This is a genomic window from Neobacillus niacini (assembly GCF_030817595.1).
GTDB classification, from domain to species: Bacteria; Bacillota; Bacilli; order Bacillales; family Cytobacillaceae; genus Neobacillus; species Neobacillus niacini_G.
The window spans coordinates 487,081-501,664 of record NZ_JAUSZN010000001.1 but is presented as its reverse complement, the minus strand read 5'-3'; the positions used below and the strand labels follow the sequence as shown (position 1 = coordinate 501,664).

Here is a 14,584-nt window from a genome sequence, read left to right as displayed (position 1 = left end):
TTTTCAAGTAATAGAGAAACAAGCAAAGGTAAGTTAAGCGGAGATTTTCCGGTAAAATACAGAATGGAGCTCGTTTTGGGGGAAATAAGCGGAATTTCTCCGCCTATTTATCAACGAACTAGCTCTTACCGTTTTTGGCAAAAGATTGATTGCCAGCCTTCTTGTTCGTTCTCTTCAAAATAAAGAACCTTCCAATCTCCAAATTCTGTCAACAACTCATTTGACTTCAATTTATATTGGTCGGATACCCCTTGTTCCTCTGTGTACGGTGACTGATAGTAGGTTTCCATAAAGAAATAACCCCCATCTTTTAAAACGTTTTTTACAATGGGAAACAGTGAGCGATCTAAGTAATAAGACATAACAATAAAGTCAAAGGGATTACTCGGCCAATTTAACGTATCCAAATCTGTAAGGTCTGTTACTCGAGGCTGCACACTTAAATTATCCTTGGCTGCCTGTTCTTGGACATAGTTGATTGCCACGTCTGAAATATCAATTGCCTCGACTTGATTGTTCATTCCTGCAAGGAACAAACTATTTCCTCCAAGACCACAAGCGATATCTAAGGCAGTGCCGCCTTCCTTAAAATATGATGCCAGCTTCTTTAATCTTGGATTGGGTTGAGGTTCCTTCAGTTGAGTGATTCGATCCAGGTGTTTCAGATTCCATTTGTCTTTCGTGTTCATCTTGTGCTCCTTATTTTAATATTTTATTTGTCTACAATATTGAGAAAATAATCATTGTTTTTTCCAACTATATAACTTTTTACTATATTTTTCTAGTATTTTATAAAAAAGAAAAGCAACCTTAATAGATTGCTTTCAAAAAATGCCCTTATTCAGTCTATATCTTTGTTCTTCTGACTAAAGCACAACATCGATTATTCATTGTTCCATTTATTCATTAATTTATTTGCTTTTTCAGCTAACTCTTCCTTTGCTCTCGCAGTAATTAAGGTACTTCATCCGCAATTGTCTTCCATTCCTTTATACATGGTAGAAAGCAGAATTACTCCTTCCCACTATGATTGCATTAATCGAGTTCCAACTCAGGTTCCAACTCTGCCTCAAAAATTCTTGGCCATGGCAGGTTCACATGAACACTTTCTAATGATGAAATAATTTTGTAAAAATCCTTATTTTCTCTTGAACCAATATACACTTCTTTTTCATCAAAATATTGGTACCACTTCTCTGTTTCAACTGTTAATTTATCTTTTACAAAGCTGTTTACTAAATCGTATTTATTTCCTAAGTCCCACTCACTTGCGCCAATTTGTCCGATATAGACTCTTGCTGCTGGATGGACAACATTTTTATATCCTTGGTCTTTGGCAAAGCGGTGGAGTAGAAATTCATAATGATTTTCAGCAGCCTGTTCATATAAAGGTACACCGAATCCTGATTCTTTCTCTAAAAATGCTGTCCGAGCTGTTGCATGACCCACTGTAATTCCGAGTGCATTCCCAGCTGTATTCCAACCGCTATAGGATAAAATTTTTGTTAAATCCACCGTTTCAGCAAGCTCAGTAACAAATGCCTCATCCGCCTTGTTTACGATTAAGACATCACCAATCGCCACTTGTTTTCCATTGGTTATTAATTCGTTCGTTCTCGTGACAAGCTTTGAAATATCTTCTGACCTTGGTGTTCCATTCTCTGATGGAGTGTTTAATAGAAGATGAATGTCTGCATCTTCCTCGTTATTAACGATTTTGCCTCCAGCAGAAACAATATGCTTTTGCACATTGTAATCAAAGGTCGTATCTTCAAAAGGTGCAATCCAGTCGTTACCATGAACGCCTCCATACTCAACAAAGAATGCTGGAGATGTTTTATATAGTTGGTTGACAAATCGTGCTACCAAAACCACTCCCACTTCATCCGCACCTGGGAAGACAGCAACTTGATTTTCGACATCTAATTGGTTCACTTTTTCAAGTAAAAGCTCCCTTTCGGCGCGATGAAGTCCATAAGGAGCGGCGTCATCTTGTGCTAATATTATATGGTCGATATATCCTTGGTCAACCCAATCAATCATTAAGTTATTCACGGTATGGTTCCTAGCTCTAGCTTTCTTGTAATCTTCTAAAACAGATGCAGGAATAATCGACTCTAGTTCGTCAAGTCTCTCTTTTCCTGGCATCCCAAGGTTGACTACCTTATCATATAAAATTGCCCACTCGCTAATTTGAGAATAATATTTTAAGTATTCATCACTTATGGCTGTGACGGCTAACCTTTGAATTGTATCGAAGACATATACTGGCTTTTCAGGGTACAATTTTTTCAATTCCTTAATTACCTGAATATCCTTCGTTGCTTCTTCTAGCGATTTAACTCCTGTACGAGACGCTACTAAACCTCCATAGGCAAGCATACTGGTTGAAATGACGAACCCATCGGCTTGATCTCCATTTTCTAATAGCCACTTACTAATTTCTTCGCCATTTCCTGGCTGCGTGAATTTACCTGTCATATCTTTTGGCGGTGAAATCACCTTTATACCCGCAGAAGCACCTACCTTCGCTGGAAAATAAACATTCGCAGGTCTATCATCTAAGGGTATCAGTAAGAGTGTCGCTTGTTCTTGTTTCATTTCCTCGGCTGAAATCATAGCGAAAGAACTAAAAAATAACAATACAGCTAGACTTAGGAAAAAAAATCTTCTCCAGTGTTTCATGAGTTTCCTCCTCAAAAAAGAATTTATATGACCACACCATTCTCTATCAAAATACCTTGAAGCTTTTTAATATCAAGATTCTTTGGTGCCACTTGATCGGTAATAGCAAGTGCTGAAGCTGTTCCTGCTGCCTGCCCTGTTGCCATAGCGCTTGGGGTCAGTCTGGTTGTTGCCAATGCCTCATGAGTGGTAGAAATACATCTTCCTGCTACTAATAGATTATCTATCACTTTTGGTACAAGACATCGATAAGGAATGCCGTAACATCCATCACCCTCAATGTCATTTGCTTGAACACCTTTCCCTGTTGGGTCATGGATATCAACTGGATAACCGCTTAACGCAATCGTATCTTCGAATTTCTTTCCAGCGACAACATCCTCAATCGTTAGGGCATACTGCCCATCAATCCGTCTTGTTTCACGAATACCAATTTGCGATCCAACAGCAGAGATCGAAGCTTTTTCAAAACCAGGTATGCTCCGCTGTAGAAATTCAGCCATCATCAAGACTTGCTTTCTGCCCTCTTTCTCCGCTTTGGTTAAGTCAAATACATCCGTTCCATCAAGTCCCTGAACACGGGTGCAATTGACAAGCACTTCATCCTCCTCTGGACCGGCAAAAAAGAGAACTTGATCCCGATTAATCGGTACCCCTGACTCCTTCCATTCCTTATAAAAACCCTGAACGCCTGTGATTGGAATGTCATCCAATTCAGCAATCGGTGTCTTTTTATAAAAATTACTTGGGTTTGCCTTCATCGCTTCCTTTACTTTCGGAAGGTCCACGCCTCTCATACGGAACTTCATCGTCATCGGCTGTGTTTTACTATCCCCTTCACGTCCTTTTAAACAAGGAGCACCGGATAAATATGCAAGGTCTGCATCCCCTGTTGTATCAACAAATTGCTTTGCAGCAACACGTATCGGTCCAGATTTGGTGGTTAGATTAATAGAAGTAATCCTATTACCTTCTACCTCAACCTTATCTACAAAACTATGAACAAGAACTTCTACACCGGCCTCATCAAGCATTTCTAATGCTAACAGCTTATATTTTTCAGGGTGATAAGGAGTTAGTGTATTGGTAAACCCTACGGTATCGCGCAAATGGCCAGGTGAACCATCTCTTTCCATCAATCTCTCAACGATTTCCTGCGCAATACCTTTAATCACTTGTCTTCCTGATTCTGTGTGGAAGGTCATCCATGGATAAACAAGAGCAACGGTAGACATCCCGCCGAGAAAACCATATCTTTCAATAAGTAAAGTTCTAGCTCCTGCCCTGCCGGAAGCAATCGCTGCGTTGATCCCAGCAGGACCTCCTCCTGCGACGACGACATCAAATTCTAGTTCACTTTTCAAAATAGACACATCCTTTTTTGTATTTCTGTTATTACTTTCCGCCTGTCATCGCAACCCCTTCAATAAACTGCTTTTGGGCAAAGAAGAAGACAATTAACAATGGAACAGTTGCCATCACAGACGCACTCATAAGCAGCTCCCATTTCGTCCCAACCTCATCCGTGAAAAGGGCCAATGCTAACGGTAACGTCATCAGTTCTTTTGAGTTAATATAAATAAGCGGTTCATAAAATTCATTCCAGCTTGTTAAAAATGTAAAAATTGTTAGTGTTGCGACAGCAGGTTTGGCTAAAGGAAGCATGATATTCCAATAAATACGGAAATACGAACAGCCATCTAATTTTGCAGCTTCTTCTAACTCTTTAGGCACCAATAGGAAAAATTGTCTCATTACGAAAACGCCAAATACTCCAGCCGGACCTAAAATCGGAATCGCAATTAATGGAACATGTGTGTTGATTAACCCTAAATCTCTCATAAATAAGAATAAAGGAATGGTGATGACCTCTACCGGAATCATCATTGTGCTTAACAAACATAGAAAAAGGAATGAGCTCCCCTTAAACTTTAGCTTCGCGAAAGCGTAACCTGCTAACGATCCCAAAAAGATGGTGCCGGCCGTTACTAGTATCGCGATATATAAGCTATTAAAATAGAAAAGATGAAACGGCGTGGATTCTAACACTTGTAAATAATTTTCCCACTTAAACGGATCGGGGATTAATTGGAATAAAAATACTTTTGTTGAATCCTTGAATGAGGTGTTGATCATCCATAAAAACGGGACAATCATGATAAGTGATATAAGGGAAAGCACACCGTAAAAGGCGATTTTTATAAAAATTCCGCTTTTCTTTTTATTCTTCATGGAAAACCCACCTTCTTCTCGCACTCCATTGAATGATGGTAAAAAATAAGATAATCACAAATAAAACAAGTGCTATCGCCGATGCATAACCAAAATCAAATAGTTTAAATGCATTTTCCCAAATATAGTAAACTAATACCTTGGTAGTATTTCCAGGACCGCCATTTGTCATCACATAGATTTGCCCGAACACTTTCATCGAACCGATTACCGTTAAAATCAATGTTAAAAATACAGTAGGGGTAATCATTGGCAGTGTTACATGCCAAAATTGCTTTGCTTTATTGGCTCCATCTAAATAAGAGGCTTCATAGAGATTTTTATCAACCTGCTGAAGGGCTGCTAAAAATAACACCATATTTAAACCAACATTTTTCAAGGCACTTACGACAATAACGGCACCCATTGCTAGATCAGGATCATAAAGCCAGGCAGGTCCGTCAATTCCAATTGCAGCAAGAATTTGGTTAATGAACCCTTCCTCAGTACCAAACATATACTTCCAAATAATCGACCAAACAACAATCGAAGTCATAACGGGAATAAAAATCGCCGTCCGAAAAAATCCGATTCCAGGTAAACTCCTCTGTAGCAGCAAAGCCAATAAAAGTGCAATCAGGATATTGATTGGTACCAACCCGGCTGCAAAAATAAGTGTGTTTTTCAATACCACCCAAAAGTCAGGATCATTGACTAATCGCTGATAATTTTCCGTCCCAATGAAATTGGGATCACCAAGCAACTGCCAATCGGTTAAACTCATATAAATGGAATAGACAAGCGGGAACAACATCACCAACAGGAAGCCAATTACCATAGGACTAACAAATAAATAGCCATAAAACGCTTCACTGCCGATGAATTTCTTTCTCCGCTTATTACCCTTTGTGGGTAGAACTTTCGCTGTTTGAACATTTGATTCCAACTCTCCTACCCCCTTTACAAAGAATCAATCGCATTTCGAAAAGAGCTGATTGCCTCTTTAATACTTTCTTCGGTTTGACCTATCACCATAGCCCCTGGCATCACCGCTTTTACTCCTGTCTTAGCTAGTACTGGAATATCAGATGGCACAAGCTTTCTTTGAGAAGGAACGAGAACCGGAACATCGACATGTTGGACAAGCCAATTATAGGAAAGTACATCCTTAAATGTCAGTGGTGTTCCATACTCCACTCCTGGAATGATGGAAGCTTCTAAAGCAGTAACACCCAAATGCTTTACGTTACCTATTTGATCGAGAAAATAGTTACTCGAAATGGCGAATGTTTTTTCGATGTTTTCTAGACCTAGCATCCAGCTCGGTTTATCATGGGCATAAATCGAATAAAAATTGAAACCTAGAGATATCAGCTGCTCCATTTCACTTTGGCTTATATCATTAAATGATCCACCTGGAACGATTCCAAGCGGTCCAGAAAATTCATCCCTAATATTGCGAAATTCTTCCACATAAGATTCCACTGACTTAAACACATTTCCTGATGCACGATGATTGACATTCACATGCAGCTTAACTGCATCCACTCCCGTCTGAATAGCTGCCTTTGCTAAATCGAATCGATTTTCTGGTAAACTCACAATTAAGGTCATTTTATTTTCATGAAGATTTTGTTTTAATGATGCTGTCATAGTCTTTCACCCCTGTAAAAGGTATGCGGTTAAGCCCCTTCAGGATTAACCGCATCTTTTCAATGATTATTTCAAAATCGGATTGATTTTTTCTTCCATACCTTTTAGTATTTCTTCTGGCTTTTTCAATTGACCAAATAGCTCGTCAAACCCAAATTGGATGGCCGTATCAATTTTTTGCCATTCCACATTACCAGCTTGTAAACGGGCATTATCCATTTCATCGATAACGGCACGGTTAATACTTTCTGCTGGTGGGTTATTTGGCTGATTGATAAACGCATCAGAGCTTAACACGGATTCGCGTGGTGGTACAAAGAATGTAGATGTAGCTGTGATTCCCTCTTGGCTAGTAAAGAATTTAAGAAGTTCTTTCGCTTCTTCTGGATGTTTAGAATCTTTGAATAATCCATATCCTGCCTGACCTAACATAGGAAATCTACCTTCTGATCCTTCTGGAAGCGGGGCAATGTCCCACTCGAAATCTTTTACATTACGAGCCGCGGATACATAGCTGTAAACATCAAAGAACATTCCGATTTTTCCAGATTCAAAGCTTACTTGCTCACCCGCTTTTGGATGGGAGGAATCTTTAAACATCATGCGGTCTAGCATATTTAAAGTTTCTACCCCTTGTGGGCTATTCCAAGTGAATTTGCTTTGATCCTTATTGAATAAGTCGCCACCATTAGCCCATGTATGGGATAGTAAGGCAATCCATGTATTCCAATCACGGAAGAAGTTAGCACCATAGACACCATTAGACGAAATCGCCTTTGCTGACTTTTCAAACTGATCCCAAGTCCATGTTCCCGCTACTACATGTTCATTTGGTGTTTTTTCACCAGCATTGACGAACAAATCTTTGTTATAGAACATAACCATTGGTGGGGTTGAGAAAGGAATTCCGTATAATTTGTTTTCCTTCTCGAATAAATCGAGTGTGGATGGGAAAAAGTCATCCATGTTATAGTCCTTATCTTCTTTAAAGGAAGAAACATCTGCCAATAGTCCATTTTCCATAAACTGAGGTGCCATCCGCTCAGCCACCCAACCTACATCCGGCAGCTCTCTACCAGCAGCTAAAACGGTAATTTTCTGCTGATAATCTGGAAAAGGTACACTTTCCATTTTCACCTTTATATTCGGGTGTGTTTCGGTAAATTTTGCGATTAATTTGTTGTACACTTCTTGATGCGCTTCACTTCCCCACATCATAAAGGTCAACTCAACTTCTTCATCCTTTGAGCCATTTTCCTTTGATCCCGTTTCAGTGCTGTTATTACTGCAAGCCACTGTAAACGCTACCATTAAAAGAATTAAAAAAATGATTCCTATCTTTCTCTTCATTTATCTTACCTCCCTTTGTCTTTTATTTTAAAGATGAAGCCTCACAAAAAATATCCCTTCAAAAAGAGATATAGTTCGTTAATCATAGATTTTTAAAAAATTTATGAATATTTCCGAAATTGGACAGGTGTAGTACCAACCTCCTGCTTAAAGACCGTCATAAAATGCTTGGGACTTTTATAGCCTGATAGCTGTGCCACTTCATACACCTTTAAACTAGTACCTTTTAATAAGTGCTTCGCCCGTTTTAACCGTTCTTCCGTTATATACTCTGTAAAAGTTTGATTCAGTTCGGACTTGAATAATTGTCCGACATATTGTGGATTCAAATAGACATGGTCAGCGATGTGTTTTAATGTAATTTCATGACTTAAGTGGTCATTTATGTATTGAAGGATTTTTTGGAATTGCTTAGAGGTTTCTATTTTCTCTTCCTCTTCATCCTTAAATATTTTTGATAATGTCTCTGATAACTCGACTCTATTTATAGGTTTTAATAGATAATCGCTAATATTGTAACGCATGGCAGTCCGTGCATATTCAAAATCACTATGACCACTTAAAATAATAATGGGTACATCATCCGAAATCTGTCGCACCTTTGAAGCAAAGGTTAGTCCATCCATGCCACCCATTCGAATATCAGTAATTATTAGATGCGGTATTCTTTGGTGAAAAAGGCTAAGTCCCTCCTCACCACTTTTGGCTTCCGCCACTTGATATCCGCCAATCACTTGTTCAAGTAATACTTTTAGCCCTTGTCGAATAATCGCTTCATCCTCAACCACCAATATTTCTTTCACGCGTTTCTTCCCCCATTCTCTGAATTGGTATTGTCAATGTCACCGAAAACCCCTTCTGTTCCCTGCCATCCACGGTAATTCCAAATGGTTTTCCATATAGGAGCTGTAGACGTTCATGCACATTTGAAAGTGCAATCCCATTATGTTTTTCAGATGATATCTGTTGTTGATTCTCTATTAATCTCTTAAGCTTTATTAATTCTAATTCGGAAATCCCTTTTCCATTATCGCTAATGGTTATTTTTAAAATCCCTTTCTCTTCACATGCCCTAATAAAAATGTGTCCGCCATGTTGAACAATACCATGAACAATGGCATTTTCGACAAATGGTTGTAATACGAGTTTTGGCAGTAAGACTTGATTGAGACTTTGGTCAATCTCTTCACAGAACTGGAGATTTTCACCGATCCTTACCTTTTGAATCGCCACATAGGAACGAATAAAGGCTAACTCCTCATCTAAGGTAATAATTTTGGATGAATTATCAATCGTGTACCGAAGTAGTTTTCCAAGTGATGATACCATATCCGATACTTCCAGATTTCCCTTTGTAATGGCCAGCATATTAATCGATTCTAATGTGTTATAAAGAAAATGCGGGTTCATTTGACTTTGCAACGCTCTTATTTCAGCCTCTTTTTCTCGCAAACTAGTCTTGTACACCTCTGAGACAAGGCGATCAATTTCATTGATCATAAGGTTAAATCCTTTGCCTAGTTCACCAATCTCGTCATTAGAATGAATAGTTACCCTCTGGGCGAAATTTCCTTTTTCTACTTTCCCCATTGCTTTTCTTAATGTGTGAATGGAGCCTACGAGTGGCTTTGAGAGCAAAAATCCTAATAAAAAGGAGACTAATATTCCCACGATTACAACTAAAATGATTACCTTCCTTAGATGATTCACTTCGTTAAAGACACTAGACCGCGGCGTGAGCATGATCGTTTTCACACCGGAATAGGTTGACTGATGATAGACCATCATATATTCTGTTCCATCAATTGGAATGTTTGTGTAATTGTTAACCTTGATATTCTCAATTTCTGATAGAAAGGAGGATTCGATCAGTTTATCCTCCTTATTTGGGTAAATAAAGTGGTTGTCCTTATTTAGGATAAAAATATTACTTTTTATATTTGAATTACTTACAATTTCATTGATTAATTCCTGTTTTAGGTCTATTTTGATTATTCCAAGTGGTTCATGTCCGGATGGATCTCGAATGAGCCTTGCGACAGAAAATACAGAAGTGTCTTTATTTAAATAATAATTCGGTTTATGCAATGGCAGCAGGACCCACTCCCCATCTGCCTGCTTAATCTCTTTAATCCAGTCATTATCTGTTTCGAAAACTTTAAGCATGACCGTATTCGAACCTAAATTACTAAAGATCGTACCGTCATTTGCCATGATATGTATTCCTCTAATTTCATTTCGCATATGGATCAGGCTAGAAATATACCTCCACATCGGGACTCGTTCCGCTGCTGGAGGAAAAGATGTACCATTACTAGGTGTTTGATGTGATTTCAAGATGTCCAATACCTCTTGGTCATAAAATGGTGACAAAGAGATAATTTGCATTTCTTTTAAATAACGATTTAAATGCTGGTTAATTTGATCCGCCAACTGAATTTGGTATTCTTCTGTTTTGTTCTGACTCGATTTCGCAAATTGATAGTAGGTAATACTACCTAAAATCGTAGCAGTAAGTAAAATAAGAAAAGAAAAAACCAGGATTAATTTTACTCGGTATGGGAGGGAAAGGAGATAATTTTTAATGGTTTGATTCATTTTTCTCATTTTTTTGTATTCCCCCTTATTAATAGTGATAATTATAGCTTTCTACAGTTATATCGGAAACCCTTTTCTGAATTTTTTGAATAATATTAGATGTGCTATTGATTTTAGCGCATAAATCCTTTTCATTTTTGTTAAGTTTCATCCAACATTTAAACAACAAGATGTCTTGCTTCATTACCAGTAAGGCTATGTTAAAGTAAATATAGGGAAAAGTGGGAAGTGAGGGAAGTAAAGGATGTTTGTTGATTTACTTAACCTGTAATTTTTACTACTAATAATATCTCGTCCTAAAACGAAAGACATAGCTGAAAGCTAATGGCTGCTTATGTAAAGAACACTCTTTATCCAAAGAACAAGCAATGCCTAATCCTCCAACTAACAAAAATGGCGACCTTCATGTTGAAGGATCGCCCTAATTTGCTGCTTTAGGTGGAACATTTATATTCTTTAGCTGGATAACAAACTCAGATAAAGGTATAATCTTCAATTAGTTATGTCCAACTATTGGGTGTGGTACATATGGTTCTTCTAGATATGTTACTTCTTCAGTTGTTAACTTAATGGATAGAGCACCAACGGCATCTTCGAGATGAGATAATTTCGTAGCTCCGATAATAGGAGATGTTACTGGTTCTTTCTGCAATAGCCAGGCAAGTGCGATATGGGTACGTGGAACACCATATTTTTCTGCTAGGGTTGCAACTCGTTCCACAACCACTCGATCAGCATCGGCAGTCGAATCATATTTAAATTTTTGAATTTGATCCATCTCTGAACGTTGTGTGGTTTCAGACCAATCACGCGTCAATCTACCTGATGCTAGCGGACTATACGGAGTTACCCCAATCCCCTCTTCCCTGCAAAGTGGCAGCATTTCTCTCTCCTCTTCACGGTAAATGAGATTTAAATGATTCTGCATGGATACAAACCTAGTCCATCCATTTTTCTCGGCTACATGTAATGCCTTTTGGAACTGCCATGCGTACATGGATGAAGCACCGATGTATCTTGCCTTACCAGCCTTCACTACATCATTCAATGCTTCCATTGTTTCTTCAATAGGCGTATGGTAATCCCAGCGGTGGATAATATAAAGGTCCACATAATCTGTTTCCAGCCTCTTAAGACTTTTATCGATTTCACTCATAATGGCTTTCCGGGAAAGACCAGAACCATTCGGACCCTTATGCATTTGTCCGTGTACTTTGGTTGCGATGACCACTTCATCACGATTAGCATATTCCTTTAGAGCGTGTCCAAGGTATTCCTCACTTGTCCCTAGAGAGTACACATTGGCTGTATCAAAAAAGTTAATTCCCAACTCGAGTGCTTTTTTGATAACGGGGCGAGAGTCCTCTTCATTAAGTACCCATTGGTGAATCCATTTGCTAGCGTCACCAAAACCCATGCACCCCAGACATAATCGAGATACATCTAAGCCTGTGCTACCAAGTTTTACATATTCCATTTCTAATCACCCTCACCTTTTCAAAAAAATAATATAGTTAAACGTTGCTAATTACTTTCATTTTACTAAAATGGTCTTCTATTGATTGTAAAGCTTGGTACGAGTCAATCCCTTCAGCCCTTATAATAAATGGATCCCCAGTTCTAATTCCCAATGACATAACATCCATTATAGACTGTGCTGAGTAATCTAATTCAACAGCAATCCCCTCATATTCGAGAGCTAGTTTCGATAGAAATTTAGCAGAAATACTTACTAACATACGTGCTGGACGGGCAAATCCTGTATTAGACATAATATGATATTGTTTTTCATTCATGTACACATACACTCCTATAGCTACCTTAAAATACATCGGACTATGTAAATTATGCAACAATTCAAACAGTAAACGTTAGCTCATTCCTATCAAGTTTTTGCCTAATCCTATCAAAGGCATTTACATAGCCAACAAATATGAGCTAGAATGTGACTACATTGATTTAGGAGAATCCAATATGTCAGTAGAAATCAAAAAACAGCAGCTTGAGCTTGCCAAATTCATTGAACGTTATTCCGAGCTGGACGGGGTTCATCCCACCGCTATCCCATCCTTATTTTTAATCCGTGAATCGATTGTTACCGAACCCATTGCAAGAGTGAACGAAACATCCTTTTGCATAATCGTCCAAGGGGAGAAGGAAGTATGGTTAGCAGAGGAATGCTTTAGGTACGGTCCCGCGCAATACATTGTAGCAGCTGCTGACTTGCCGGTTACCGGCCAAGTCATAAAAGCATCAGCTGACAGTCCTTATTTGGCTCTTAAACTTGAATTTTCACCTAATCAAATTTTAGAAGTTTTAAGCGATTCTGCTATTCGATCAGGACAGAAAAAAAATGCCAAACGTGCGATGTTTGTCAGCAAAGTAGATCAAGCTCTGTTAGATGCTGTCATAAGGTTAGCCCGGCTGCTCGAAAATCCGAAACATATTCCGGTTCTTGCTCCTTTATTCACGAAGGAAATTCTATATTGGATTATACAAGGTCCTCATGGTGAGTCTTTAGCACAAATGGCCTTAAAGGGCAGCAACGGGGATCGGATAAAAGAGGTTATTGAACATATCATTAAAAACTTTGACGTCTCTTTTAAAATCGAAGAGCTTGCAGAAATAGCGAATATGAGTGTTGCTTCTCTTCATCGGCACTTTAAAGAGGTTACAGCTATGAGCCCCATTCAATTCCAAAAACAATTGAGACTCCAGGAAGCTCGGCGCATTTTACTAGCGGATTCAACTGATATCGCTGATGTTGCATTTCGGGTAGGCTACGAAAGTCAATCACAATTCAGTCGGGAATATTCCCGCATGTTTGGCTGCTCTCCAAGAGAAGATATCAATCGCATGAAGAAGAAATCCAGCGATAGGATAAAAGAATAAATGTTAGAAAAAAGCCAATCTTCAAAGTTGGAAGAATGGCTTTTTCTCTACATTGTGAAGAAACATACTTTAATAATCTGCTGAAGATCAACAAAAACAAATCTAGTATATAGACTTGAAGAATCGCTTAGAGAATTTAGTTTTGGTAGCAGGTTACATATTCGTCTTTCATTATTAAACTTTTACAAGCCAAACCATTTTCATGATAAATCTCTTTACCAATTTCTAATTTAATACTTCTATTAGAATCTGGATAATTAGGACCAGTATTTAGAATATACAGTATATTTTCATCCACCCATTCCATAGAAAAGTTACTCTTTACATCACTGTAATATATTGTTTGGACCTTATTTTTCTCATTCTTGTTTGTGATATCAACCCATACATTTACACCGCCAGCTGCACCACCATATAGTTCATAATAAGCATTGGCTGTATATTCTCCAGTCGGTGAGATGATAGGTCCAGGTCCTTTTTGTGTCGATTCTCTATCAATTTCCTTAAATGTAAAAAAGTACACTTCATATATATAGATGGAAGATATCAGTACAAATACAGACAACGTCGCAATCAGCAATTTTTTAGGGAATGGCTTCTTTTTTATGTAAGAAATTGTTATTTTAGCACATAAAATTAAAAATAATATTATGCTAATAAAAGAAAGGAAAAAACCGATAAAAACTAAAATGATAATCCCCCTATCTTGGTTAAACTATTTAGGTTTGACAGGAACCCAAAGCTCATTATTAGGAACTCGATCTGGTGCTAAATGATTTTCAATGCATGGGAGGTCTGCCAATTCATATCCTGAAGCAGGCAGCCATTCAGTGTATAGACGCTTCCATGCGTCAGTAATATTAGGAAAAACTGCCCATGTACTTCTCGGAATCACGAATTTCTCCATATCGCTGGGGATTTCAGTTATATAACGGCACCCCATAAAATAATCAAACTCTTCGTCAGTAATCGCAGCTTGGTTTCCACATACACCTAATATCCCTTCCATTTTGCATTGTGGATTTTCCCATGACATATCAATTAGTCTTTGTAATAATCCATTCTTAGTCGCTTCTTCCCATAATCTAGGGATTGTATTAAAAGCCTCCTCTGTAACGACCTTTTGTTTAACTCCAACAATCTCAACCTCAAAATCTAATACTTCAATTCGAAAATCCACTCCAACATCCCCCTT

13 protein-coding genes and 1 pseudogene are annotated in these 14,584 nt (G+C 38.3%); 1 reads left to right on the top strand and 13 read right to left on the bottom strand.

Annotated features, from left to right (window positions below; all coding sequences use genetic code 11):
• Positions 1-125: 125 nt before the first annotated feature.
• The 11 genes from QFZ31_RS02555 to QFZ31_RS02505 form a co-directional block, all read right to left on the bottom strand.
• The gene (locus tag QFZ31_RS02555) at positions 126-689 is read right to left on the bottom strand and encodes a class I SAM-dependent methyltransferase (protein ID WP_307300654.1); all 564 of its coding nucleotides are present in this window, start codon (positions 687-689) and stop codon (positions 126-128) included.
• A 346-nt stretch (positions 690-1,035) separates the two neighbouring features.
• Positions 1,036-2,685, bottom strand: coding sequence for a DUF4127 family protein (locus QFZ31_RS02550; RefSeq protein WP_307300653.1), 1,650 nt, complete (start codon positions 2,683-2,685; stop codon positions 1,036-1,038).
• A gap of 23 nt (positions 2,686-2,708) precedes the next feature.
• Entirely contained in the window at positions 2,709-4,049 is a 1,341-nt protein-coding gene (locus QFZ31_RS02545) for an FAD-dependent oxidoreductase (RefSeq protein ID WP_307300652.1), read from the bottom strand.
• Between the two features lie 31 nt (positions 4,050-4,080).
• On the bottom strand, positions 4,081-4,917 hold the full coding sequence (locus QFZ31_RS02540) for a carbohydrate ABC transporter permease (protein ID WP_307300651.1): 837 nt from the start codon (positions 4,915-4,917) through the stop codon (positions 4,081-4,083).
• Positions 4,907-5,842, bottom strand: coding sequence for a carbohydrate ABC transporter permease (locus QFZ31_RS02535; RefSeq protein WP_373459814.1), 936 nt, complete (start codon positions 5,840-5,842; stop codon positions 4,907-4,909). The genes QFZ31_RS02540 and QFZ31_RS02535 overlap by 11 nt, the downstream gene beginning before the upstream one ends.
• 14 nt (positions 5,843-5,856) lie before the next feature.
• Positions 5,857-6,549, bottom strand: a complete 693-nt coding sequence (locus QFZ31_RS02530; protein ID WP_307300650.1) for a hypothetical protein — start codon at positions 6,547-6,549, stop codon at positions 5,857-5,859.
• Between the two features lie 66 nt (positions 6,550-6,615).
• Positions 6,616-7,899, bottom strand: a complete 1,284-nt coding sequence (locus tag QFZ31_RS02525; protein ID WP_307300649.1) for an ABC transporter substrate-binding protein — start codon at positions 7,897-7,899, stop codon at positions 6,616-6,618.
• A gap of 101 nt (positions 7,900-8,000) precedes the next feature.
• Entirely contained in the window at positions 8,001-8,702 is a 702-nt protein-coding gene (locus tag QFZ31_RS02520) for a response regulator transcription factor (RefSeq protein WP_307300648.1), read from the bottom strand.
• Complete coding sequence (locus tag QFZ31_RS02515) at positions 8,680-10,506, bottom strand: sensor histidine kinase (RefSeq protein WP_307300647.1); 1,827 nt, start codon at positions 10,504-10,506, stop codon at positions 8,680-8,682. Before QFZ31_RS02515 ends, QFZ31_RS02520 begins: the two co-directional genes overlap by 23 nt.
• 487 nt (positions 10,507-10,993) lie before the next feature.
• On the bottom strand, positions 10,994-11,974 hold the full coding sequence (locus QFZ31_RS02510; RefSeq protein WP_307300645.1) for an aldo/keto reductase: 981 nt from the start codon (positions 11,972-11,974) through the stop codon (positions 10,994-10,996).
• 37 nt (positions 11,975-12,011) lie between these two features.
• Positions 12,012-12,293, bottom strand: coding sequence for an HPr family phosphocarrier protein (locus tag QFZ31_RS02505; protein ID WP_307311326.1), 282 nt, complete (start codon positions 12,291-12,293; stop codon positions 12,012-12,014).
• Positions 12,294-12,471: 178 nt separating this feature from the next.
• On the opposite strand from QFZ31_RS02505, the gene QFZ31_RS02500 reads away from it, so the two are divergent.
• Positions 12,472-13,389, top strand: coding sequence for an AraC family transcriptional regulator (locus QFZ31_RS02500; protein WP_307300644.1), 918 nt, complete (start codon positions 12,472-12,474; stop codon positions 13,387-13,389).
• 136 nt (positions 13,390-13,525) lie between these two features.
• On the opposite strand, the gene QFZ31_RS02495 is transcribed toward QFZ31_RS02500, so the two are convergent.
• Entirely contained in the window at positions 13,526-13,954 is a 429-nt protein-coding gene (locus tag QFZ31_RS02495) for a DUF5412 family protein (protein WP_307300643.1), read from the bottom strand.
• A 150-nt stretch (positions 13,955-14,104) separates the two neighbouring features.
• Positions 14,105-14,584: pseudogene (locus tag QFZ31_RS02490) on the bottom strand (GyrI-like domain-containing protein); the annotation flags it as partial.

Bases quoted from the DNA above. Each gene is read 5' to 3' on its own strand.
- QFZ31_RS02525 (WP_307300649.1), bottom strand. From the start codon at position 7,899: ATGAAGAGAAAGATAGGAATCATTTTTTTAATTCTTTTAATGGTAGCG.
- QFZ31_RS02515 (WP_307300647.1), bottom strand. From the start codon at position 10,506: ATGAGAAAAATGAATCAAACCATTAAAAATTATCTCCTTTCCCTCCCA.
- QFZ31_RS02555 (WP_307300654.1), bottom strand. From the start codon at position 689: ATGAACACGAAAGACAAATGGAATCTGAAACACCTGGATCGAATCACT.
- QFZ31_RS02500 (WP_307300644.1), top strand. From the start codon at position 12,472: ATGTCAGTAGAAATCAAAAAACAGCAGCTTGAGCTTGCCAAATTCATT.
- QFZ31_RS02510 (WP_307300645.1), bottom strand. From the start codon at position 11,974: ATGGAATATGTAAAACTTGGTAGCACAGGCTTAGATGTATCTCGATTA.
- QFZ31_RS02540 (WP_307300651.1), bottom strand. From the start codon at position 4,917: ATGAAGAATAAAAAGAAAAGCGGAATTTTTATAAAAATCGCCTTTTAC.
- QFZ31_RS02530 (WP_307300650.1), bottom strand. From the start codon at position 6,549: ATGACAGCATCATTAAAACAAAATCTTCATGAAAATAAAATGACCTTA.
- QFZ31_RS02505 (WP_307311326.1), bottom strand. From the start codon at position 12,293: ATGAATGAAAAACAATATCATATTATGTCTAATACAGGATTTGCCCGT.
- QFZ31_RS02550 (WP_307300653.1), bottom strand. From the start codon at position 2,685: ATGAAACACTGGAGAAGATTTTTTTTCCTAAGTCTAGCTGTATTGTTA.